Genomic DNA, 24,367 nt, shown 5'->3' with positions numbered 1-24,367 from the left:
TATGAGTACGGAAGCGTTGCTGGAGCAGCACGATAATGCTCAGGGCTCTGCCAGCTCATTGTTGGAGCAGGCAATAGGTGCCACTAAACAAACTGACGCGTCACGGGCAGAAGAATTACTGCGTACCCTGACCGAAGAAGCGTTAAGCGGGACTGTCAGCTGGAATAAAAACCTGACAGTGACCTTTAACGAGGCGATTAACCGCTTGGATAAGCTGATTTCCGATCAGTTAGCGGCCATTATGCACACCGCTGAATTTCAGAAATTGGAAGGCAGCTGGCGTGGTTTAAATCATCTGGTGATGAACTCAGAAACCAGCGCTTCGCTTAAGATCCGCATGATTAGCATGAGCAAGAAAGAGCTGTACAAAGATTTAAGTAAAGCCGTGGAGTTTGACCAGAGCCAGACCTTTAAAAAGGTGTATGAATCTGAGTTTGGTACCCCGGGTGGTGAGCCTTATGGTGCCATTATTGGTGACTATGAGTTTACTAATCACCCGGAAGATATCGAAACCCTGACTTACATGTCGAATGTGGCTGCGGCAGGTTTTTGCCCGTTTATCTCGGCGTCTGCGCCGGCGTTATTTGGTTTTGATGACTGGACTGAATTGTCTAAGCCGCGCGATCTGGAAAAAATCTTTGAATCGCTGGAATACACCAAGTGGCGTTCGTTCCGTGACAGCGATGATTCACGTTTTGTCACCCTGACCATGCCACGGGTACTGGCTCGCTTGCCTTATGGCGCCGCGACAGCACCTATTGAAGAGTTTGGTTTTGAAGAGTTTGAACTGGACGCACAAAAAGGCGTGGCGAAAACCACTAACCATGCTGACTATTGCTGGATGAATGCGGCTTATGTGATGGGTACTAAGCTGACCAATGCATTTGCACAATATGGTTTCTGTACGGCGATCCGCGGTGCGGAAGGCGGCGGTAAGGTGGAAGGTTTACCCAGTCATATCTTTATGAGTGACGATGGTGACCCGGATCTGAAATGCCCGACTGAAATTGGCATTACTGACCGGCGTGAAGCTGAGCTGGGTAAAATGGGCTTTTTGCCGCTTTGTCACTATAAAAATACTGACTATGCGGTGTTCTTCGGCGCGCAAACGGCGCAGAAGCCGAAAAAGTATGACACTCCGGAAGCCACTGCGAATGCGGCCATTTCGGCCCGCTTGCCATACTTAATGGCGACGTCGCGTTTTGCCCATTATTTAAAGGTGTTAGCAAGGGACAAGATTGGCAGCTTTATGGAAGCCGAAGATGTCGAAGTCTGGTTAAACCGCTGGATCCTAAACTATGTGAACGCCTCTGAGGGCAGTGGTCAGGAAGTTCGCGCCCGTTATCCGTTGGCAGATGCCAAGGTGCAGGTACGCGAAATTCCTGGTCGTCCAGGCTCTTACAATGCCGTTGCCTGGTTACGTCCCTGGTTACAACTGGAAGAGCTGTCTACCTCATTACGTTTGGTAGCGAAAATTCCTGAAATGGGCGGTTAATACCGTAACAGTGCAGCCGTGCTTATCCCCGCGCGGCTGTGCTGTTGCCGGTGTTATTCATAACAGGTATGCAAACGAGGATGTCATGGCCGACGCGGTAAAGTTTGTGTCACAGGATGTGTTTACACAGCCATCCTTTACCGATGCAACACAGACAGAATTTAGCCAGCCGGTCTATACCAGGCTGGAGCGTAGCGGTGTGCTGGCGCGGTTTTTGCGCGAAAGTGATCCGCTGGCGGCTATTTTGTATTGGCTGGAGCATGTTGCGCTGGTCAATGTTAAAAGCCCTAAGCTGGTCAGTGCCATGCTGTGCCGGGCCATTGCCGATATTGACCGGTTAATAAATCTGCAGCTGAATGACATTATTCATTACCCGCAGTTACAACAGCTGGAAGCCAGCTGGCGCGGTTTATTGTATTTAACCGAGCAAACTGAGCGGCATGATCGTGAGCAAAAAATTAAAGTCAAGCTGCTGCCGTTGTCCTGGGGTGAGCTGAGTAAAGACATTAATCGCGCTATTGATTTTGATCAGAGTGAATTTTTTAAGCTGATCTACGACAACGAGTTTGATATGCCCGGCGGCGAGCCGTTTGGTGTGTTGATTGGCGATTATCAGATTAGTCATAAAATCCGCCCTGGTCAGTTAAGCAATGATCTGGACACGTTAAAAGAAGTTGCCCGTACAGCGGCAGCCGCTTTTGCGCCCTTTATTTGTGCGGCACATCCATCGCTGTTTGGCGTAGATCATTTCTCAGAGCTTGGCCTGGTGGCCGATATCAGCAGCCAGTTTAAGCAACCGGAATATGTAAAATGGCGTGCGCTGCGGGCGATGGAAGATGCGCGTTTTCTGGGTGTAGTGCTGCCACAGGTATTAATGCGCAGCCCCTACAAAGACGATGGGTCGCGCAGTGAAAGCTTTGTGTTTAAAGAGGTGCTGGCACAGCCGGAACGTGATTATTTGTGGGGTAATGCGGCGTTCGCTTTTGCCGCTGTGCTGGTAAGGGCGTACAGCGAGTCCGGCTGGTTTGCGCAAATTCGTGGCATGAAGGCCGGTCAGCATAATTTTGGCCTGGTCAGCGATTTGCCGGTAAGCCGCTATGAAACCGATAAGTATCAGCACAGTAACAAGCCGTCAGTAAATTTACTGGTTGGCCATCGTTTTGAGGCCGAATTGTCGGACAATGGTTTTGTACCCTTGTCGGTTGTGCCATACAGCGACTACTTTGCATTTTATAACAATGCGTCGGTTCAGCAGGCTAAGGTGTACGACGATAAGTTGTCGACGGTCAATGCCCGGTTGTCGGCGATGCTGCAATACATTTTATGTGTGGCACGCTTTGCCCACTACATCAAAGTAATAGGCCGCGATAAGGTTGGCGGTTATCACTCAGCACAGCAATGTGAGCAGGAATTACAGCGCTGGCTGCATAACTATACTACCGCCTCCACCGATGCATCGAACGACGTCCGGGCCCGCCACCCACTGCGGGAAGCCCGCATCCAGGTGCGGGAAAAACGCGGCGAGCCCGGACGCTATTACTCCATTATTCACCTGCAACCGCATTTTCAGTTAGATCAGATGATTACAACAGTGAAACTGGTTGCAGAGTTATCACCTAAACAAGCTGCGACAGCGTGAGGTTAACAGTGAAACAATTACAGGCGTTAATTAAACAGGGCGAACTGATCAGCGCGACAGAACGTGCTATTGCCATTTTACGTGACGATCCGGCCAATGCTGACGTACGGGCGGCTTATATCGAATTACTGTGTATTCAGGGGGCGCTGGAAAAAGCCGATCAGCAGCTGGATATGATGGTGCGCCAGCATCCGGATTTTTTAGTCGGTGCTGTCAATCTGCGCCAGCTTATTCGCGCTGCGTCAGCCCGGCAAGACTTTTATCAGGGCGGGCTGACGGCCACCTTGTTCAGCGAGCCTGACGCCATGTTTGAAGCCTTGCTGGCGCTGCGTCTGGCGTTAAAGGAGCAGGATATGAATGCCGCAGTGACAGCGGCAGGGCGGTTGGAAACGCTGCGGCAAAAAGCGCAGTTTGAGCTAAATGGCGAAACGGTGGCAGAGCTGCGCGATCTGGATGATAGCCTCGGCGGTTATCTGGAGCTGTTTGGCACGGACGGTAAGTTTTATCTGGCCAAATTTACTGAGTTAGACAGCTTACAGCTGAAAAAACCGGAGTCATTACTGGACCTGGTGTGGCGCCGCGCTGAAATCGTGATTAAAGACGGTCCGCAAGGTGAGGTATTTGTACCGATAACCTATGTGGATAGCGTAAAGGTGTCTGAACGTTTGGGCAAAGATACCACCTGGCAGCAATTGCACGAGCAGCTGGTCACCGGCATTGGCCAGAAGATGCTGCTGGTCGGTGAGCAGGCTGTGGCACTGTCAGACATTCAGCACCTGTCGCTGGCTGATATCGCAGAAACAGCCTGAGCTGCACCGGAGTCGTTGGGGTGAAACTGCAGAACAAGCAAGCTTTGCAGCAATCGCTGCTGGACCGGCTGATTGATGATGCGCCGGGACAAAAAGACAGCGGCCGTAGCCGGCGTGGTTTTGATTTAAAAGCCTTGCGACAAAGTGTACGGCGTGATCTGGAAAACCTGCTTAACAGCCGGGTGCAATGGCACACCTGGCCTGACAGTTACGCCGAGCTTGAACAAAGCTTACTGAACTACGGCTTGCCGGATTTTTCTGTGATGGTTGTCGACTCAGACGAAGGTCGGTTGCAGTTATGCCGGGCAGTAGAGCAAAGCATCCGCCGCTTTGAACCGCGTTTTGTCGATGTCGAAGTGACAGTGCCGGAGCAGGAACATGGCATGGAGCGGGTATTGAAACTGCGTATTCAGGCGTTGTTGTATGCCGACCCGGAGCCAGAGCACATTATGTTTGATTCAGAAGTAGAACCGGTACATCTGGGGTTAACCATCAGGGATTATCAGGCATGAATGACGAGTTATTAAAGTATTACAATCGTGAGCTGACGTATATCCGCCGTATGGGGGCTGAGTTTGCAGAGCAATACCCGAAAATTGCCGGTCGCTTGCGTATTAGCGAAGAAAATGTTGAAGACCCGCACGTATCCCGGCTGATTGAAGGCTTTGCCCTGTTAACCGCCCAGATCCGACAAAAGCTGGACGATAGCTTTCCGGAGCTGACCGATGCATTGCTCGGCCAGCTGTATCCGGATTATCAGGCGCCTATACCGTCAACGTCAGTACTGCAGCTGACCAGTCAGAACCTGTCTAACTCTGGCATAGTGATAAAGCGCGGTACTGAGTTTGAAACCCGCACTGAGGGTTTGAAACCCTGTACCTTTCAAGCCTGCTACGACACTGATTTGTATCCATTGGCGGTAAGCCGGGCGGAATTTAAAAATGCGCCTTTTCATGCCCCTAAACCGCCGGTGCAGCAAAGTGCCAAAGCCTTGCTGAAGCTTTGCTTAAGCTGCGAGTTTGAAAAAACCGCGCTGCATGAGCTTGAGATCAGCAAGCTGCGGTTTTATCTCAATGGTCAGCGCCATCATGTTTACCGCTTGTACGAGCTGGTATTAAGCAAGTTATTGCTGATAGGCATAGCACCGCCAGGCCAGCCGGAGGCCATCCGCTTCATTGCACCGTCGCAGTTACAGGCGGTGGGTTTTGCTGATGAACATCAGGTGGTGCCTTACAGCCAGCGCAGTTTTGCCGGCTACCGTTTGTTGATAGAGCAGTTCTTGTGTCCGGAGAAATTCTTATTTGTCGAGCTTAACGGGCTCGACCCGGCCTGGCACGGGATTAAGGATCAGGTGGAGCTGTATTTTTATCTGTCAGAGGGCGCTGACGAGCTGGAGCGGCATATTACCGCCGACAGCTTATTGCTCGGCTGCACGCCGGTGATCAATTTATTTAGCCAGAAGCTGGAGCCGGTCAATCTGGATGCCTCTCAGTACGAATACCGGCTGGTGCCGCGTTATATGGACGCTGACGTGTGCGAAGTGATACAGATTGAGCAGGTGCAGGCGTTTGACCCCTTTGGCAATGAGGTAACGTTAAATCCGTATTACAGCCAGGGGCATCCGGACTATCTGCAACAGCAGGATATGTTCTGGCACAGCCGGCGCGAGTTTGCTGACTGGGCCGGTGGTTATTCCGAAACCGGTACCGAGATGTACTTGTCGGTGGTCGATCGTAAGTTTCAGGGTGTTAATGCCGTGCAAACGCCAAAAGACTGGGTAGTACAGGTACAGGCGCTGTGCAGTAACCGCAATTTGCCGGCTTATCTGCCTTTTGGTGGTGGTGAGCCGCAGTTTTTGATCCAAAAACACGCCGATGTAATTAAACAGATACGCTGCTTGTCTGCCCCCAGTGCCAGCGTGCGCCCGGCGTTGCAGGAAGCCAGCCGCTGGCAGTTAGTTAACCATTTAACGCTGAACCACTTCACCGGAGATGACGCGCTAAAACGGCTGAAAGAAACATTACAGCTGTATGATTTTCGCTGTACGCCGGAATCAAAAGCCTTAATCGATGGGATCTGCGCGCTGCGTATCAGCTCTGGCAGTGCCCGCGTTAGCCAACAGGGTCGCACGGCAGTCTGCAGCGGTAGCGAAATTTTGCTGGAATTTACCCAGTCATCTTACGCCGGCAGTGGCATCTACTTTTTTGCCAATATCCTGGACGTGTTTTTCTCGCAATATGCCACAGTAAACAGCTATACCCGCCTTAGCGTTAAGCTAAAAGAGCATGAACAGCTGTATCACCGCTGGCCGGCCCGCTGCGGTACTAAGGTGCTGCTATGACACTAAAACAGTTAGTGCAGGACCCCAGCAGCTTTGATTTCTATCAGGCGGTATATTCGCTGGAGCGCCAGTTTAGCCGGCAACAAAAACGCTGGCAGGGTGTGGGACGGGATGGCTTTCCACAGCAGGAATTGCTGCGCTTTAAAAGTGTGCAGCATCTTGGCTTTCCTGGTCAGCCGATCAGCAAAATTGAACCGCGCCCACAAGCTCAGAGCGCGCTGGAGCAATCTGAACAGCAAGATGCCGCTGCTGATGCGGTGACCATGCATGTTAGCTTTTTGGGTCTGACCGGCCCCAGTGGCGTATTGCCACAACACTACACCGAGATGGTACTGCAACGTCTGAAGCAGCGTGATAAAACCATGCGTGATTTCTTTGATCTGTTTAATCACCGGTTAATTTCGTTGTATTACCGCGCCTGGGAGAAATACCGTTTTGCCTGTCAGTATGAAATGGCAGACACCGATGCCGACAGCTTTAGTGCGGTGCTAAAAAACTTGTCTGGCGCCCAAAGTTCCCTCGGCCTTTACTACGCCGGGGCCTTTGCCCAGCACAATCGCAGTGCGCAGCAGTTAACGCAGATCTTGTCTGAGTTGTTAGGCACTAAGGTTGAGCTTAATCCGCTACAGGGCCGATGGCTGATGCTGGATACAGCAGAGCAAAGCCGCTTGGTGATGCAATTTATGCCACAGGGCCAGCACGCTGCTTTAGGCCGCTCAGCCATGCTCGGCAGCCGGGTGTGGGATGTCAGTTCAGCCATCGAGTTAGCCGTGACAGTAACCGCTGGCAAAGCTGATGCTCTGTTACCAGGCAGTTATCAACATCAACTGATAAGCCAGGTGCTGGCCGATTTTTTACCGGCAGAGCACCAGGTACGGGTGACACTGCTGGGGCGGTTTTGTGATTTTCCTACCGCTCAGCTGGCGAAAAACCGGCTGTGTCTTGGCCAGCGCGGCAGCCTAGCTGTCCGTTCCGATATTGAATATCAAGGTACCCGGCTTAGTTATCAGCTAAACCGGGCTTAGTTAATGCACAGGAAGCAAATATGTCTACTACCACATTAAAAAGTCTGGTTGAAAAACTGAATCCGGCCAGTCGTCAGTCGCTGGAAGCGGCAACAGGGCGCTGCCAGTCCCGATCTCACTACAGCGTTGAAATTGAGCACTGGCTTGACGCTATGTTGCAACAAGGCGACGGGGATTTGCCATTATTACTGCGCAGCTTTGATATCAATATGGATACCGTAACGCAACAGCTGCAGCAGGCGCTGGAGCAAATGAAAACCGGCAATAATGCGTTACCGACCATTTCGGTGCAGCTGATCAATTTGTTGCGTGCCAGTTGGCTCAATACCACCATTGAGTTTGCGGATCAACAGATCCGCTCAGCCTACATTGTCTACACCTTGTTAAAAGATGACAGCCTGGCCGCATTGCTGCTGCGCCGTGTGCCGGCGCTCGATAAGCTTGACGCCGGCGAATTGCTGCGGGTTTGGCCGCAGTTGGCTAAGCAAAGCGGCGAACAACAAGGTAGCAAGGTGGGAGGCACTGGATCAGCAGGTGGCAAGACGCCGGCACTTGACCAGTTTACAACCGATCTGACCGCGCAGGCGCGTGCCGGAAAAATTGACCCTATCGTTGGCCGTGATTATGAAATTCGGCAGATGATTGACATCCTGACCCGCCGCCGGCAAAACAACCCGATACTTACCGGTGAGGCCGGGGTGGGGAAAACCGCCGTTGTTGAAGGCTTAGCACTGAAAATAGCGGCCGGCGAAGTGCCGGATAAACTCAAGCAGATTAGTTTGCGGGTGCTGGATTTAGCATTGCTGCAAGCCGGTGCCGGTATGAAGGGCGAGTTTGAAAACCGGCTGAAAAATGTCATTAACGAAGTAAACCGCTCAGCAACCCCGGTGATCCTGTTTATAGATGAAGCCCACACCATGATTGGTAGCGGTGGTCAGGCCGGTCAAAACGACGCGGCAAACCTGTTAAAGCCGGCATTGGCACGCGGCGAGCTGCGTACTATAGCGGCGACGACCTGGGCAGAGTATAAAAAGTATTTTGAAAAAGATGCCGCCCTGGCCAGGCGGTTTCAAGTGGTGAAAGTGGAAGAGCCGACACCTGAGTTAGCGGCGATTATGATGCGTGGCTTGCTGCCGGTGATGGAGCAACATCATCGGGTGTCAATTACCGATGAGGCACTGCAGGCCGCAGTGAAGCTGTCGCACCGTTATATTAACGGCCGTCAGTTACCCGATAAAGCGGTTGGCTTATTGGATACCGCTTGTGCCCGGGTAGCGATGAGCCAGGATGCTATCCCTGGTCCGGTTGAAGATATGCAGCGTAAGGTGGCGCAGTTGCAACAGCAAATAGAGGTGCTGCAGCGTGAGCAATGTTTAGGCGTGAACCATAGCGAAGCCTTGCAGGCGCTGACGCAACAGACAGAGCAGGCAACGCTTAGCCTGACCCATTTACAACAAGACTGGCAGCAGCAAAAAGCACTGGTATTAGAAGCGCGTGAACTGGCACAGCAGTTAACCGCCGAGCCACAAGGTGAAGATTCGCCACTGTTGCAGCGCTTGCTTGCAATCAAAGCACAATTTGCCGCTATAGCTGAGCCGATGGTGCACTGGCAAGTGACGGAGGAACTGGTCGCTGAAGTGGTGTCTGACTGGACAGGTATTCCGCTGGGTAAAATGCAGGCCGACGAGATTAACACTGTATTGGCGCTCAATACGTTTTTGCAGCAGCGGGTGGTAGGGCAAGACCATGCTTTGGCACTGATCGCGCGCACAGTACAAACGTCGCGCGCCCAGCTGGCGGATGAAAATAAACCTAATGGTATCTTTTTGTTAACCGGACCCAGTGGTGTGGGTAAAACAGAAACGGCATTAGCGCTGGCCGAGCAAGTGTATGGCAGTGAAGAGCAACTTACTGTGATCAATATGTCTGAGTTTAAAGAGGAGCATAAGGTTTCGCTGTTATTAGGCTCGCCGCCGGGCTATGTCGGCTACGGCGAGGGCGGTGTACTGACCGAGGCTGTGCGGCGCAAACCCTACAGTGTGATCCTGCTTGATGAAATGGAAAAGGCGCATCCGGGCGTGCAGGATATTTTTTATCAGGTGTTTGATAAAGGCACCATAAAAGACGGTGAAGGCCGCGATATTGATTTTAAAAATACCATTATCATTATGACGTCTAATGTTGGCACCGACACAACAATGCGCTTATTTGAAGACCCGGATACCGCACCTTCGATTGACGGTCTGGCTAAGGCATTAAAGGATGACTTGCTGAAGGTGTTTAAACCGGCCTTTCTTGGCAGGCTAAACCTGATCCCCTATCTGCCGCTTGACGATGACAAGCTGGCGCTGATTACCAGGCTGCAGTTGGCCCGCATCCAGCAGCGGCTACAGCAACATTACCGCGCTGAATTCACATACAGTGATGAGGTGATCGGCTTAATCGTCAGCCAGTGTCAGGATGCCGGTTCGGGTGCCCGTACCATTCATAATATTCTGCAAAACCAATTATTGCCTGAACTGTCGGTACGCATATTACAACGCGTCGCGCAGCAACAGAGTGTGCAGTCGATACAGCTGCGGGTTGAGGCAGAACAGTTCAGTTACAGTGTGAACTAACACGCAGCCGGCCAGCAACGCGTAGATAAGTTGCTGGCAACAAACAAAAGTTAAAAATAGGCTAATTAAATAGTTAATTTAGTGTTGTCAATGATGGTTTTAACGATATAATTTGTGAAGTTTAAAAACTGGAAATCGGCATATGTAATTTAAGTGATATCACTTATTTAATATTAAGTGTTTATTGTGAGAGTTCGCTGGTGGTTTTTAACGTTTTGTCCGGGTTGATAAGTTACCCAGGCTAACCTTGATGTCCAATATCGGGCACCTGTTTAAATATGCAAAAGGAGCATAGCATGCAAGCAAATACCTACCTGAAATACGGCGCGATCAAAGGCGAAACGACCGCTGAAGAGTTCAAAGATATGATCACTGTATTATCTATGGACTGGGGCACTCAGCGCGAACTGAGCTCTTACACTGGTACCGCAATGGACCGTGAAGCCAGCGCTACCCGTTTAAACGATATCGTTATCACTAAACTGCAGGACAAGGCATCACCAGACCTGTTTAAAGAAGCAACTATCGGCAAAGGCCAAAAAGCGGTATTCCACATCACCAAACAAGGCGACAAAGTGGAAGAGATCATGAAGATAGAACTGACTGATGCCATGATCAGCAGCTACCAGATGTCAGTATCTGGCGACCGTCCAATTGAAACTATCGTGATCAGCTACACCGAGTTGATGATGACGGTTACACCGACAGACGACAAAAACAACGTTACTGCGCCGTTGGTATACGGCTACAGCGGCGTTAAAGGTTCTAAGCTGTAAGCTTAGCCGGCTGGTGTGGTGCGCCACACCAGCTCCCTTTCTGTTTTTTTACCGATCATCTTATAAGTAACCAATTGAGGCGAATGGATGCAACAGGCAACCCAGGACGAGAACAGCATCAAAATTGATACGCCGCTTGGCAAAGATGCATTGATTTTAACCCGGTTTGTATTTCGCGAAGCGCTGTCACAGTTATTCAGCGTTGACGCTGACGTGTATGGCAATGGCCGGGAAATTAAGCCCGATGAGCTGATCGGTAAAGAAGTCACTATTACGCTGGAGTTGGGCGGCAACAAACAGCGTTATATCCATGCGGTTGTCGCGGATATTAAGGCGCTGGGCGCGCGGGTTAATAAAGATGCCGCTGAAGCGGAGTACCGGGATTACAGTTTGCATCTGGTCGCCAGCGCCTGGTATATGCAGCACAGAGTCAACAGCCGTATTTTTCGTGCTAAAAATGTGTTGAAAATCGTCGAGCAGATAGCGGCAGAGCACAGTGTGAAAGTGGATGTGGCTGCGAAAATTCAGGGCAGTTATCCGGATTACGACTTTAAAGTACAGTATGAAGAGAGCGATCTGGCTTTTGTGCAGCGTTTATTGCAGCAAGAAGGCATTTTTTATTATTTCGAACACACCCAAAGTAGCCACAAACTGATCCTGGCTGATAAGGCTGCAGCCTATGAGCCTTGTGCTGAGGCCAAAGTAAAATACTTTGCCGGCAGTTTATCCGAGCCACATATTCATCATTGGCAAAAGGCGCTGGTGATGGCGCCGGGTAAGTATGTGCAGCGTGGCTTTGATTTGAAAAAACCGACAGCCTTGCCCACCGGCGAAGTGAACAAAGGTAGCCTGGTCAGCGGGCACGCTGATTACGAAGTGTTTAGTTATGATGCGGAGTCGGAGTTTCACCCGCGGGCTAAAGCGATTGCCGCTATCCGGCTGGAGGCGCTACAGCGTGATATTGCCCGGCGCAAAGGTGGCAGTAATTGCCGCAGCTTCAGTATAGGTAAAACCTTTACTCTGACCGAGCATGAAGATAAAGCAGAAGCGGGTAAGCAGTACGTGTTAACTGAAGTGGTACTGACCGCAGCTATTGCCAGCCAGACGGGCGCGAATAAAACCAGCAAGCAGGAGATCAGCAATACTTTTTACTGTGTGCCGAAAGAGGTGTGTTACCGGCCGCAGCTGACAAGCGCCAAACCGGTGATCAGCGGGGTGCAAACGGCCACAGTAACCTGTAAAGGCGGCGAAGAAATTTCGGTAGACGAACTGGGACGGGTAACAGTGAAGTTTCACTGGGACCGCTCTGAGGTAAAAGACCATGAAAGCTCCTGTCCGATCCGGGTTAGCCAGAATTGGGCAGGCAAAAACTGGGGCGCGTTTTTCTTTCCACGGCGCGATCAGGAGGTGTTAGTTGAGTTTTTAAATGGCGATCCTGATCAACCCGTGGTGATTGGCGCCGTCTACAACTCAGATCATATGCCACCTTACACCTTGCCTGATGATAAAACGCAAAGTGGTATTAAAACCCGCTCCAGCAAAGGCGGCGGTGCGGCCAATTTCAATGAATTGCGCTTTGAAGATAAAAAAGGTGAAGAACTGTTATACCTGCATGCTGAGAAGGATTTTGAGCTGCAGGTAGAAAACAACCAGACTGACATGGTCGGCAACGATCGCACCACCACAGTAAAAGGCAATGATACCGAAACGGTTAATAAAGACCGGAAAAACACCATTGACGGCAGTGACAGCTTAAAAGTGGGTAAAAAACTGCTGATTGATGCCGGCGATAGCATAACGATTAAAACCGGCGCGGCGTCTATTTCGATGAAAAGTGACGGCTCTATTGATATCAAAGGTGTCAACATTACGATTAAAGGCAGCAAAGTCAGCATTAACTGATTGGCAAAAAATACAGGACACAGCTAAATGGCCAAACCCGCGGCGGTAATAGGTTGTATGCACGTTTGCCCCAAGGTTACGGCGAAGGTTCCGCATGTTGGTGGCCCGGTGGCACAGGGCTCGCCCAATGTGAGTATTTGCGGTATTCCGGCGGCACGTAAGGGCGACAAACTGGTTTGTATCGGGCCACCAGACAGCATAAGTGGTGGCTCGGCGACAGTGTTTATTAATGGTAAAAATGCAGCCCGGCTGGGCGATGACACCGCACACGGCGGTAAGATCGTGCTGGGCATGCCCACAGTACTTATTGGTGGCTAGCTAATGGTTGCAACGGGCCAGATTGCCGGGCAGCTTGAGTTATTGCTACGGCAGCGTTTGCAGTTAAGCGGTGACCGATATACCGCTGTGGTGCAGCTGAGACAACATGATTATCGTTTGCTCGATGCCTTACAGCTGCTGCAACACACGCTACAGTCTGATGCAATGGCTGAGAGCCGGCTGGCGCCCTGGTTGGCCTGGTTAGTCACTGCAAGCGCAGATAACTTACTCGCCGCTGAGCAATTGCCACCGTTGGCTAATCCGCAACAGGTATGGCTATTGCTGCATCAGTTAAAGTTTCGGCAACAGCCACAGCGACTGTCTGCGTCATTGTTACAAAGCCTGGCTGCGAAACAAGCTGACACTGCTTTGGCGTGGCAATTTGCCGCCAGGCAACCGCTGCCCTGTATAAAGGTATTACAGACGCAGTTACAAGCGGGAGACGCAGGTGTCGATGCGTTGTTTTATCTTGGGTTAAGCGGGCAGCGCCAGCTGTTACCTGTGCTGCAGAAGTATATCAAAGAGCTTGATACAACAACGGCGCAGTATGCTGTGGCGCAATGGGCGGCATATTTGCTGGGGCAGCACGTCGATGAGGTCGAGCTGGTTATTGTGTTGCAGCAATCCGGGCAATTAACGGCGGTTGCGTTGATGCTGCTGACGATAGCGGCAGACAGTCGACAGGCGCAGCTGATTAATTATTTAGCCGCAGCGCATATTAAACAGGCTATTGCCGCTATGGCATACAGCGGGCAGCTAAAGTTTGTGCCCTTGTTGCATGAATTGGCACAACAGGGCGACACGGCACAAGCGGCGGCAGATGCGTTAACAATGATGCTCGGTGTGCTTGACGCTGATGATGTTATGGCAACCAAAGAGATGGCGGTATTGGCTAACAGTAAAGGCCGCAGAACGCTAGCCGGCTTTGATATTGCCCCTGAGCAACTGGCGATTGTCTGGCGCCAGGGCAATCAGCAGCAGCGCCAACTGGCGGCGTGCTACCAATTTTACCAGGCTCCCGGTACTGCGCTGAAATTTAGTGATGTGTTAACTGCTGGGGCCGCGCTATGAGTGACAGCATGGCCATAGCGTTGACACAGTATGCTATGCACCTGGGCGCCATGCCAGAGGCAACGATGACTGAGGCGCTGCAACTGCAAACCACCGAGGCTCAGCACATGCACTGGCAGGGCACTGTGCTGCAATGTGCTTTTATAACCCCTTACTGCGCGGCTGAAAGCTTTAATCAGCGTTTGCTGGCGTTGCTCGATGGTTTACTGGCAAAAATGCCGGCCAGCCCGCAAGAACAAATAGTGTACCTGGTATTGCCGGAATTCAGCGGCCCTGACAACCCGCAATTAAATGCCTTATTACAGCAGCTTATGCGGCGTTATCCACGTTTGTTGCAGTCTGAACTGTGTCGCATTTTTCCCTATGGTGCAGCAGGCTGCCTGATGGCACTCAACGCAGCTGCGGGGTTACTGGCGCAGAAGCGTCAGGCGCAGGTCTGGCTTATTTCCGTAGACTCACAGTGTCATGCTGATGTTTTTGCAGCATATCAGGCGCAGCAAGCGGCCTATTTGTTGTCTGAGGGCGCACTGGCATTGTGTTTAACGGCTGCTGATTCTGGTTTAGCACTGACGTTTTCAGCTACAGATGTGCTAAGTCGTACTGCTGAAAACAACCAGGACCTGGCAACAGCCGGTCTGTTTTGTCAGGTGACACAGCGGTTAGCGGGCTCAGCCGAGCAGCTTAAACACATCTGTTTGCCTGACTGCGGTAACGACAATAGCAGTGCGCACTGGCTGGAACACATGCAGCGGTTGCACGGTACCATCAACGCTGAAACAGCCTATAGCCTGCCGTCATACCAAACCGGCGAGCTGGGCGCCTGTGGTGGCTTATATCGCTTGCTGTGTCTGCTGCAAGGTGCACAAAAAGGCCGCTTGCACGGCCTGACATTGCAATATGAGCAATCAGCAAAGGGCTATCGCAGTGTGGCACTGTATAACCCGGTAGTAACAACTCATGATTAACAGGGACAGTTAGCAGCATGGCGATGCATAAAATAGACCTTAAAAGCCGCTATGGCAGTGTAATGCAGTTTAGTACTAGTGCGGCAGCAGCCGGTGCTGCTGCGCTGCAGTTTTCATCAGCGGATGAAGCCGCGGCTTTTTTGACGAAGCACTTTACGGACTATAGCTATGCCAGAGGGTTGTTAGCGGTAGCAAGCTGGATGGATATCGCTGACGTTAATTTGCAGGTGCATGAAGCCAAAAAACAGCTGTTTTTACAGTTGGGGCAGGCCATACAGCAGGCTAAGTTATTTGTTCGTGAACTGCCGGCAGCCGAGCGGCAGCAGGACAGCGCTGCGGCAGTGCCAGCCAGTAAAGCTGCCACACCTAAGGCGAATAAACCCGGCGGCGCAGCACAGAGCAGCAATACAGGTGCTGGCCCGGCAGTTAATGATGAAACCGGCACCAATGGCAGCGGTACTAAAACGCCTAAGCGCAGCGAGGTTGAGTGTGCAGGTGATCCGGTATCAATGTGTACCGGTGAAGAAATTCTCGAGCTGATCGATTTTGACCTGTCAGGGCCTTTACCCTTGCAGTTTAAGCGCACTTACCGCTCCAGTCAGTGTCATGAACAGCTGGGGTTGGGCTATGGCTGGCGCAGTAACTTTCATCTGCATATCGAGGCAACAAAAAATGCTGCCGATGAGCCAAGGCTGGTGCTGCATGACGATGAAGGCCGGCGTTTATTCTTCACCCCGGTAGCGCCCGGGCAAACCAGTCATCAGTTAGCAGAAGGCCTGGCACTGCGCCATGAAGACAATGGCAGCCAGGTGTTACTGCGACCGGATAATACCCATTGGGTATTTGTGCCGGCAAATACTGACATAAAACAGCCTAAACGTTGGGTTTTACACCAGATTTTTGACAGTCTGGGTAATGTTTTACAGCTGTATTATGACCGTTATCAGCGCTTAAGCCGGATTGACTACACCCGTAAGCGCGGTATTGAACTGCATTATGATAAACAGGGCTTAATTAGCCGGATTGAGGCAGTTGAAAACACCCCTGAAGGTTTAAAAGCGTTGGATGTGGTGCTGGCGCAGTATCATTTTGATGCTGAGCGCGATCTTATTGCTGCGACCAATCAGGCTGGCCAGACCGAGCATTATGGTTACCAGGGCCATTTACTGGCCGTACGCCAACGAGCCAGCGGGTTTAAACACTATTTCAGCTGGCTGGGTGAAGGGCCGGCAGCCCGTTGCAGCCGCAACTGGGGCGATGATGGTTATTACGACTATCAGTTTCAGTATGACGATAACCAGCGCTTAGCCATCAGCACGGATAGCCGCGGCCAGCGCTGGCAATACTTTCATAACGAACGTAATCAACTGATAAAAAAGGTGGCGCCTGATGGCGCGATCTGGCGTTACACCTGGAATAATCTGGGCAAGAAAATTGCCGAGACAGCACCTAATGGTGCCGCCACGCGCTACTACTATAACGACGTAGGCCAGTTGGTTACCGTTGAGCAAGCCGATGGTGCTATTAGCCATTTTCAATACAATGAGCTGGGCCAACGTACAGGCTTTACTGACGCTGAAGGCCAGCACTGGCGGCGCGAGTACAGCGCCGGTGGTTTGTTAAAAGCGCAGTATCAGCCGGACGGAAGTTGCAGCCGTTATCAGTACAACACCGAAGGCCAGTTAACGCAGTTGCACCACGCCGATGGCCGGATTGAACAATATTTATGGAATGAAGAAGGCCAGCTGTTGGCGCGCAAACAGGGTGACGCCGTTAGCCGTTACAGCTATGACAAACTGGGACGGCTGAATGGCATCGCCGATGCGGCGGGTCTGGTTACCGAATATCAGCGCAATATTGCCGGTAATGTTACTGAAATCAGGCAGTACCCGGCTGACGCACCTGAGCAAGTCAGTGTTGAGCAGTTAAGTTATGATGCAGCGGGGCGGCTGATCAGCAAAACAAATGCCCAGGGTGAGCAAAGCCAGTGGCAGTACGAGGGCCTGGCACAGCCAACAGCACTGATCCAGGCCGATGGCAGTCGCTTTAGCTATGAATATGATAAAGAGCGTAACCTTACGGCGATTATGCGCAGCGACGGCGCCCGTTATCAGCTTGATTACGACGGCCTGGAGCGGCCGGTAAAGTTACAGGGCTTCGACGGCCGGGTACAGCATTATCAATATGATATCGCCGGCCATGTTAGCAATGTTGCCGACGGCAGCAAGCGACAGGTTAAGCTAAAACGTGACAGCCTGGGGCGCATCACTGAGCAAACCGCGTTATTTGGCCAGCAACTGGCCAGCAATCATTTTCACTACGATAAGTTGGGCCGCCCGCTACGCGCCAGTAATGCCCAGCGCAAACTGCGGTTTAGTTATCATGCCAACGGCCAGTTAAGTGAACATTGGCAGGATGACTGGCGTACGGTGCACCAGTACGACAACGCTGGCCGCCGTTTAAGCACAATACTGCCCGATGGTACTGCACTGGATTATCGTTACAACGAGCAAGGCTTGTTATCGCAGCTGGCGGTAAACCAGCAACCGGTAATGTGGCGCAGCTTTGATAACGCCGGCCGGGAAACCGCGCGTGAATACCAAAGCGGCCTGCAGCTAAACCAGCAGTTTGATGCCTTTAACCGTCTAACGGCGCAGCTGTGGCAATTAGGTGAGAAAAGCCGGCAGCGGCAGTATCGCTATAGCACTTTGCACCAGTTACTGGCGGTTACGGATAACCAGTCTGGTGATATTGAGTATCAATATAACACGCTGGATCAGTTAGTTAGTAAACAGCACAGCAAAGATGCGAGCCAGAACGAGCAACACCAGTGGGACAGCTTTGGCAACCCCACAGGTGAGGGCATAGAGGTACAGCAAGATCGCTTACTGCGCTATCACGATAACCAGTACCAATATGACGATAACGGCAATCAGTTAACCGCGCTCGCTGCCGGTAAACGTCAACAGCGCCAGTTCAATGGTTTTAACCAGTTAACCGGCTTACAGGATGCCAGTGGCGTAACGCGTTACGAATATGACGCCTTTGGCCGGCGCAGCGCTAAAATTACTGCCAGTGGCCGCACCGATTATCTGTGGGAAGGCAATACGCTGATTGGTGAATACAGCCAGGGCGAGTATCGCTGGTACATTTATGAGCCGGGTAGCAACAAACCACTGGCGCTACTGAGCGGCGGTCAGCTGTATTTTTACCAGTTAGACCAGTTAGGCACACCGCTTAGTTTAACCGACAGCGAAAACAATATCGTTTGGCAAGCACACTACACTGTGTTTGGTAAAGCCACGCTGACGGTGAACAAAATCGACAACCCAATCCGCTTTCAGGGCCAGTACTATGACAGCGAGAGTGGCTTACACTACAACCACTTTAGGTACTACGACCCACAAACCGGTCGATTTATCAGCCAGGACCCAATAGGCCTGTTAGGTGGTATTAACCACTACCAATACGCACCAAATCATATCAACTGGATAGATCCGCTGGGGTTGTGTGCGAAGGAGAATACAGGTGGTAGTAATGAGTTAAATCAACTTATACCTGATGACTATGACATCATGGGGGATATTCTAGGCTTAGGATTTGTTGGTACGACATATCGAGGGGATTGGCGACCACCTGAGTTAATATTTTCAGAAGGCTTTCAACCTCTAGGCGACAGTCGAGATTTACTATTACATGCAAAAGATAACAAAATGCCACCTAGTGCCTTTATTTCTACATCTAAGTCACCTGCTGTTGCTGAAAAATTCTGCCCTAAACATGTATATATATTGGATGTGACGGATGGAATTGATGTGAACAAGAATTTAGGGGGAACTAGTCCTTACCCTGACGAGCTGGAGGTAGTAGTTGAGAATGGTATACCTGTAAGCAAAATCAAAGGTGTAACCTTGCCTGAAGAGGGTTATACAGTCCTTAATCCTAATTATAAAAAGGGTTGATATGCGCATTAAAAATTTATCAATAATTTCAGTGGGCGGGAATAAGGAAGCTTGCACAGTTGAAATTTCTGAGAGTCCTCCATGGGTTTTGGTTTTTAACAGTGAGGCTTTCGGGACTATACAATGTGGTGGAGTTGACTTATTTGAATGTTTAATATCATTGAGAAGGATATTGGAGAAAAGGGGGTTCAATATATTATGTCAAGGTGCCAGGTCAAACGTCATATCATCTAGAATGACTAAACAAATGTCCGGAGGCAGGCTTGCCTATTTAACTCAAATGGGTGAGCCGGCAAAAGAAGCAAACTTAGTTGACATTTTTGAACCCGCTCTTGAGACGGATATAGGGTCAATTGAGGAGCAGAAAACTTATCAGCAAAGCTGGCTTGATATGTTTTCTAAATGAAAAAATAAAGGGTTAACTTGGTAAAACTTACTCCTGCGTATTTTGAGATTAATATTCTTTGTCAGAAGACTACAAAGTTTTTATGTGACTTAGAGCTTTAATATTCTGCGTAGGTCAAGCCTGTAGGGGATAGGTTGTGGAGGGTGTCGAGGCTGAAATGCTCTTTAGAACTAGTTTTGAATTTGATGTAGTTAGTAAAAGTAAAACTATCACTGAAGTTGATGTATCAATTCTGCAAGTTGTATTAAAGGAGATATCGTGAAAAGTTTAACTCAGGATGAGCGAGGTCAATTAAGGGCACAGAATTCTGAATTGATCCGTGAACTACGGTTGTTTCGTGATGATCTCACTTTTCCTTCATTACATGGCAGAATGGATGAAGGCTCGCGTCGAATTATGTACTGGTTAACAGGGTATATAACACTTCGTATTAGCGGTGCTGACCAAAACAAGTGTAAGGCTTATCTCGACACTGTTGGCCAAAATTCGTCGTTACTGGCTTCTAAATTTCGCGGAGCTTTGCTCGGTTTAGCACTTGGCGATGCATTAGGTACAACGTTGGAGTTCAGTGCCAGAGACAGCAAACCTAAAGTTACTAAACTGACCGGTGGTGGGCCTTTTAACCTTAAATCAGGTCAGTGGACAGATGATACTAGTATGGCGCTATGCTTGGCACACAGCCTTATCCGTTGTGAGGAGTCGGTATTAGCGGATCAGATCAAGCTTTATTGGTATTGGTGGCGGGAAGGGGCTTTTAGTGTAAACGGCGAATGCTTTGATATTGGCAATACCGTGATGTCGGCGTTGTATAAGTACGAAACTGAAAAAACCGTGTATGCCGGTTCCACGTCGCCCGATACAGCAGGCAACGGCTCATTAATGCGCGTTGCGCCTGCAGCGCTATTTGCTTTTAGTTCACCTAAAGAAGTTGCGCGCATTTGCGGTGAATCATCACGCACTACCCATGGTGCTGTTGAAGCGGTGGATGCATGCCGTTATTTTGGTGTGTTAATTCATGGCGCAATAAGAGGCGTACCGAAGCACAAGCTGACAACAGAGCTTTATACACCAACTAAAGGCATGTGGGACGGCAGAGCAGCGCTGGCACCTAAGGTTGTTGAGGCCGCATTAAATGCGCACAAAAAGACACGTGATCAAATAAAATCAAGTGGTTACGTGATTGATACGCTGGAAGCGGCAATATGGGCATTTCATCATACGGATACCTTTGAAGATGGCGCTGTTTTGGCGGTGAACCTGGCAGGAGACGCCGATACTGTTGGCGCAGTGTACGGTCAGCTAGCGGGTGCCTACTACGGTGAAATGCAAATTAATCCGGAATGGATAAGAGAGTTGGCTAAGTTTCACATTTTTTATCTATATGCCGACAAGCTGTTACGGTTTGGCGTATGTGACATCTTGGGCGAGCGCAAATTTGAGTGGGATAACGACTGACAGGCATTTTCTGGTGGCGTAACAGTGCTAGCGTTTACTGTTAATAGTACTGAATACCCATTCACCTCCAGCTCCTCACTTAACGTATTTGTGGAGCTAAATTCCATGGTTGGCGAATACAGCGAGGGCGAGTATCTCTGGTATGGTAATACACCCTAAAAATCCTTAGCCTAAACGGTCACGACAATAATATTATCTGACAAGCGTATTACTGTGCGTTTGGTAATGCGACGATAATGAGTGACAAAGAAAACACCAAATGTATAAATATAAATAGTCTTGATCAAGCATTAGCAAAACATAAAAAGGCACATAAAGGTGGGCGATAATAAGAACAGCAAAAAAGAAATAAGAATTCCTGAAATGTACTTAAATAAAATTGAGCAAGTAATTGGTTCAACGCTAGATCCAAATGATGAAGGGAAGTTTGCAAGTTTTCGAGATATCGATGAGATAACTACCTCTAGAGTAAGAAATATTTGTTCTCAAATTGATGAGTTGAGAGCAAAAGCTTACCTTAATTATGTCCTACATAAGAGCGTTGAACGTGGGTATATTTTTTCTTATTTATTTGATGTGATTATTGATGGTATGGGCATAGATGATTGGGGAAGAGACAAAGAAAGACTAAGTTCTTCTGAACGTGATTGATCTGCTTGGATAATAAGGAAAAACGTAGTAATGATTCTATGAATGAGCATGACGGGAAACTGCAAGAAATTAGAGCAAAAAACGAAGCTGAAAGTAAGAAAATGTTAAACAAAGCAATGGATGAAGCTCGTCTAATCGGAAAAGAATCATTCAATTTAAAAGCGTTACAAAGGTATTGGAGTTTTCGTTATCAAAACACCCTTACTTCTACTCAAGTAGACAGGGCCATGCAAGACATTGAAAGAGATTACTACTTATCTGGTACGCGTTTTATGACCATGGAGCAGTATGCTAAGTATCTGATGGAAATGGAGTTGTATCGCTAGTTTGGGTAGTTCATACAATGAAATATGTCATTTTTGCGGCTTTCAACGGCTAAGGTAAGGCCTGAACAAGTACAAATTAAGGCTGACCAGTGCGGACCATTTGCTAATGGCTTTTTACAATCCAATTTTTACTAGAAATACCACGATAGTAAGGCTTTCAATACAAGTTCAGCTTTTAGTGGCTAACGTTGCAAGGGGCATATTGCATGACATTAAATGATTCTGGCGCAGAGGACGTTGTCATAATTGGTGGCGTTCCCCGAAAAGTTTTTGCGTTTTTGTATTTAATGTGGGGAGGCGTATGGTGCAAATATGTCACGTTTATTACTCCTAAGAGCTTAGCAGCATCGAAGCAGGATGTTGGAACATTAACGCGTGATTGTGAAGCTATTATTTGGGTGCTTAAAAACGCAGATGCAGACTATAGTGATGCGGTTGCTAAAGGGTATAGTAATGAAAATGTTTTGAATTTCGCGATGAGCTCGGCCGTAATTTATTTGCATGAAGGCATATTTGAACTATGTGGTGTGGAGTTTGATACCGGTCTGTTATCTGAGGATATCAGAAAGGAAGAGGTATTAAGATTTTATGTTGATTATCCCCCTGATATGTCGATTGTCAGGTACTTATATAGCTGCTACGCAAAAAATATAACAACAAAATTTTCATTAGCTCAGGTGGAGCCACCGTTTGCAGATCGTGTTAAAGATAGAGCTGTTGAGATTGCGGCTTCTCTGGAATCGATTGGCCATTTTGACGCGCTGGATTATGCAATCGCCCTGAAGGATTATGAGCATCCTGAACGTGCAGAGGCCTTTATTAAATCGCTTAAAAGTTGTCTTAATTCCGAAATCAGCAAACAGCTGAAAAATGTTTGAAAATAAGATCTAGTTGGCAAATACATCAGCGAGTGATCTTCAATATCAGGAATCTAAATTGCCAATTTCAACTGGTAGTACCTATTTTATTAGTAATGATGAAGAGTCAAAGTTTGTTCAGGCAGCAAACAATGAGGATGTTAGTTCAGTAATAGCACTATATAGATTTTACCGATTTTCTAAATTAAGTATGGAGCAAGCTTTGCCTTGGCTGCAAAAAGCAGCAGAGCTTGGTGATGGTATAAGTCAGTACAACCTTGCCTATTACCATTATCAAAATAAAGAAATCGATATGGCTAGAAAGTGGGCATTGATAGCGCTTAATAATGGTATTTCTGGCGCTGTTGAATTACTTAATTAGGATTAGTCATATCGGCTGCACTTGGTGTTTTTTCCGGATAGTCGGGTTTATGCTGCTCTACCCATTGTTCATCCTGCCGAGGGTCCATTTGCGCCAGTGACGCACCTGAGGCTGCGGGCACCGCGACAAACACACTTAATTGTTCATTGGCTATCCGCTCTGCGGTTAAGGCATAGCCACCTAATAGCAAAGCGGCAACAGCTAATACCGTGAAAAACAAGCCGTGAGATATGCCTAACACCGCACCTAACAGCAATGGTGCCAGAAAAGCGCCAATGCCGTAGGTAAACAGCAAGCTGCGGCTAACTTCCACCAGATCTTTACCATGGTCTAGCCTGTCATTGGCCCGGGCGACACTTAGCGGGTAAATGCAGAACAAACTGGTGCCAAGCAAAAAGCCGAGTAAATAAAATAGCCAAACGTTAGTGGTAAACAACGCGAGTAACAGACACACTGCAGCACTGAATAAACCGGCCCAGGCCAGCAATTTACGCCGGCCGTAGCGATCAGACAAGGTGCCAACCGGCCATTGTGCCAACAAGCCTCCGAGTATCGAAATGGCCATAAATGCGGCTACAACCGATTGTTGCTGGTACATCTTCAGTACCAATACCGGCATCATGGTGTAAAAACCGCCGACAAAAAAGCCGCCAACCAGGCTGCCTATTAGTGCAAGCGGGGCGATATGTAACACTTTGGGTAGACTATAGCGTTCAAAGGGTTGCAGCACCGGTTGGCTGATACGGGTAATAGCAACTAAAAACAATGATGCCAGCACCAGCACTGAACCCAGCACAAACACCAGGTGTGGGGCGATATTGATGGTTAATAGCAGTTGCCCGATAGCGGTCGCCATAAAAAATATCACTGTATACACCGCTAGAATTCGGCCTCGGTCATCCGAGCTGCTTTTTTCATTCAGCCAGCTTTCCAGTACGATTAACAAGGCGTAAAAAGCAAAACCAGAAGCCAGGCGCAACAGGGCCCAAAGCCAGGGCGCATAATGTAAGGTGTGGCCCAAAAAGGCCATTACCATCAGTGCTGAAAACGCAGAGAAACTGCGGGCATGCCCGACATTCACTATCAACTTTTGACTAAAAACCGCGGCCAGCAAGGCACCGAGAAAAAACGCGGCGTTAATCATACCAATAGCCATTTCCGACAGGCCTGCCTGGGTTAAGTACAGCCCGATATAGGTCATCAGCATGCCATAGCCGGTGGCCAGAAAGGCAATTGAAATAAATAAAGATGAAATGGGTAACAGCGCCTGCCTGAAAAACACAGTTGTGCTCACATTAGATAAATCAATAGTTTAAGCTTAGTTCTTCATCGCATGTCAGGCAAATTGCTGCAGTACAGGCGAGGTGGG

The 24,367-nt window shown here is 49.3% G+C and carries 20 protein-coding genes; 19 read left to right on the top strand and 1 reads right to left on the bottom strand.

Features of this window, described 5'->3' with window-relative positions; all coding sequences use genetic code 11:
• Position 1 precedes the first annotated feature (1 nt).
• From tssC (EYB30_RS14710) to EYB30_RS14620, 19 genes are all read left to right on the top strand, one after another.
• Entirely contained in the window at positions 2–1,495 is a 1,494-nt protein-coding gene (gene tssC, locus EYB30_RS14710) for a type VI secretion system contractile sheath large subunit (RefSeq protein ID WP_166839659.1), read from the top strand.
• Positions 1,496–1,580: 85 nt separating this feature from the next.
• Positions 1,581–3,134 (top strand): type VI secretion system contractile sheath large subunit, encoded by a 1,554-nt coding sequence (tssC, locus tag EYB30_RS14705; protein ID WP_166839658.1) that lies wholly within the window; start codon positions 1,581–1,583, stop codon positions 3,132–3,134.
• A gap of 8 nt (positions 3,135–3,142) precedes the next feature.
• Positions 3,143–3,943 (top strand): type VI secretion system accessory protein TagJ, encoded by an 801-nt coding sequence (locus EYB30_RS14700; protein WP_166839657.1) that lies wholly within the window; start codon positions 3,143–3,145, stop codon positions 3,941–3,943.
• A gap of 20 nt (positions 3,944–3,963) precedes the next feature.
• Positions 3,964–4,455 carry a type VI secretion system baseplate subunit TssE gene (gene tssE, locus EYB30_RS14695; RefSeq protein WP_166839656.1) on the top strand — a complete coding sequence of 164 codons (492 nt, stop codon included), beginning with the start codon at positions 3,964–3,966 and terminating at the stop codon, positions 4,453–4,455.
• Positions 4,452–6,284: a type VI secretion system baseplate subunit TssF gene (gene tssF / locus EYB30_RS14690; protein ID WP_166839655.1), complete on the top strand. Its 1,833-nt coding sequence runs from the start codon at positions 4,452–4,454 to the stop codon at positions 6,282–6,284. The genes tssE and tssF overlap by 4 nt, the downstream gene beginning before the upstream one ends.
• The gene (gene tssG, locus EYB30_RS14685; RefSeq protein ID WP_166839654.1) at positions 6,281–7,309 is read left to right on the top strand and encodes a type VI secretion system baseplate subunit TssG; all 1,029 of its coding nucleotides are present in this window, start codon (positions 6,281–6,283) and stop codon (positions 7,307–7,309) included. Before tssF ends, tssG begins: the two co-directional genes overlap by 4 nt.
• Before the next feature lie 20 nt (positions 7,310–7,329).
• On the top strand, positions 7,330–9,927 hold the full coding sequence (gene tssH / locus EYB30_RS14680) for a type VI secretion system ATPase TssH (RefSeq protein ID WP_166839653.1): 2,598 nt from the start codon (positions 7,330–7,332) through the stop codon (positions 9,925–9,927).
• 296 nt (positions 9,928–10,223) lie between these two features.
• Positions 10,224–10,703: an Hcp family type VI secretion system effector gene (locus EYB30_RS14675; protein WP_008221300.1), complete on the top strand. Its 480-nt coding sequence runs from the start codon at positions 10,224–10,226 to the stop codon at positions 10,701–10,703.
• Between the two features lie 87 nt (positions 10,704–10,790).
• On the top strand, positions 10,791–12,605 hold the full coding sequence (tssI, locus tag EYB30_RS14670; RefSeq protein WP_166839652.1) for a type VI secretion system tip protein TssI/VgrG: 1,815 nt from the start codon (positions 10,791–10,793) through the stop codon (positions 12,603–12,605).
• 27 nt (positions 12,606–12,632) lie between these two features.
• Positions 12,633–12,923, top strand: a complete 291-nt coding sequence (locus tag EYB30_RS14665; RefSeq protein ID WP_166839651.1) for a PAAR domain-containing protein — start codon at positions 12,633–12,635, stop codon at positions 12,921–12,923.
• 3 nt (positions 12,924–12,926) lie between these two features.
• Positions 12,927–13,994: a hypothetical protein gene (locus tag EYB30_RS14660; RefSeq protein ID WP_166839650.1), complete on the top strand. Its 1,068-nt coding sequence runs from the start codon at positions 12,927–12,929 to the stop codon at positions 13,992–13,994.
• The gene (locus tag EYB30_RS14655) at positions 13,991–14,959 is read left to right on the top strand and encodes a hypothetical protein (protein ID WP_166839649.1); all 969 of its coding nucleotides are present in this window, start codon (positions 13,991–13,993) and stop codon (positions 14,957–14,959) included. The genes EYB30_RS14660 and EYB30_RS14655 overlap by 4 nt, the downstream gene beginning before the upstream one ends.
• A 23-nt stretch (positions 14,960–14,982) precedes the next feature.
• A complete protein-coding gene (locus tag EYB30_RS14650; RefSeq protein WP_241698048.1) occupies positions 14,983–18,921 on the top strand; it encodes an RHS repeat-associated core domain-containing protein in 3,939 nt (1,312 codons plus the stop codon).
• Between the two features lies 1 nt (position 18,922).
• On the top strand, positions 18,923–19,327 hold the full coding sequence (locus tag EYB30_RS14645) for a hypothetical protein (RefSeq protein WP_166839647.1): 405 nt from the start codon (positions 18,923–18,925) through the stop codon (positions 19,325–19,327).
• A gap of 258 nt (positions 19,328–19,585) precedes the next feature.
• Entirely contained in the window at positions 19,586–20,782 is a 1,197-nt protein-coding gene (locus EYB30_RS14640) for an ADP-ribosylglycohydrolase family protein (RefSeq protein WP_166839646.1), read from the top strand.
• A 318-nt stretch (positions 20,783–21,100) separates the two neighbouring features.
• Positions 21,101–21,433, top strand: a complete 333-nt coding sequence (locus EYB30_RS14635; protein WP_166839645.1) for a hypothetical protein — start codon at positions 21,101–21,103, stop codon at positions 21,431–21,433.
• A gap of 5 nt (positions 21,434–21,438) precedes the next feature.
• Positions 21,439–21,759: a hypothetical protein gene (locus EYB30_RS14630; RefSeq protein ID WP_166839644.1), complete on the top strand. Its 321-nt coding sequence runs from the start codon at positions 21,439–21,441 to the stop codon at positions 21,757–21,759.
• A 206-nt stretch (positions 21,760–21,965) separates the two neighbouring features.
• Positions 21,966–22,637 (top strand): hypothetical protein, encoded by a 672-nt coding sequence (locus EYB30_RS14625; protein ID WP_166839643.1) that lies wholly within the window; start codon positions 21,966–21,968, stop codon positions 22,635–22,637.
• 58 nt (positions 22,638–22,695) lie between these two features.
• A complete protein-coding gene (locus tag EYB30_RS14620; RefSeq protein WP_166839642.1) occupies positions 22,696–22,998 on the top strand; it encodes an SEL1-like repeat protein in 303 nt (100 codons plus the stop codon).
• On the opposite strand, the gene EYB30_RS14615 is transcribed toward EYB30_RS14620, so the two are convergent.
• Complete coding sequence (locus tag EYB30_RS14615) at positions 22,991–24,292, bottom strand: MFS transporter (protein ID WP_241698047.1); 1,302 nt, start codon at positions 24,290–24,292, stop codon at positions 22,991–22,993. The two genes, EYB30_RS14620 and EYB30_RS14615, sit on opposite strands and share 8 nt — an antisense overlap.
• Positions 24,293–24,367: the final 75 nt, after the last annotated feature.

The sequence above is a fragment of the Rheinheimera pleomorphica genome (assembly GCF_011634895.1).
GTDB lineage: Bacteria > Pseudomonadota > Gammaproteobacteria > Enterobacterales > Alteromonadaceae > Alishewanella > Alishewanella pleomorphica.
Note: the sequence above shows the minus strand (reverse complement) of the source record. Positions and strands in the feature narration are given on the sequence as shown.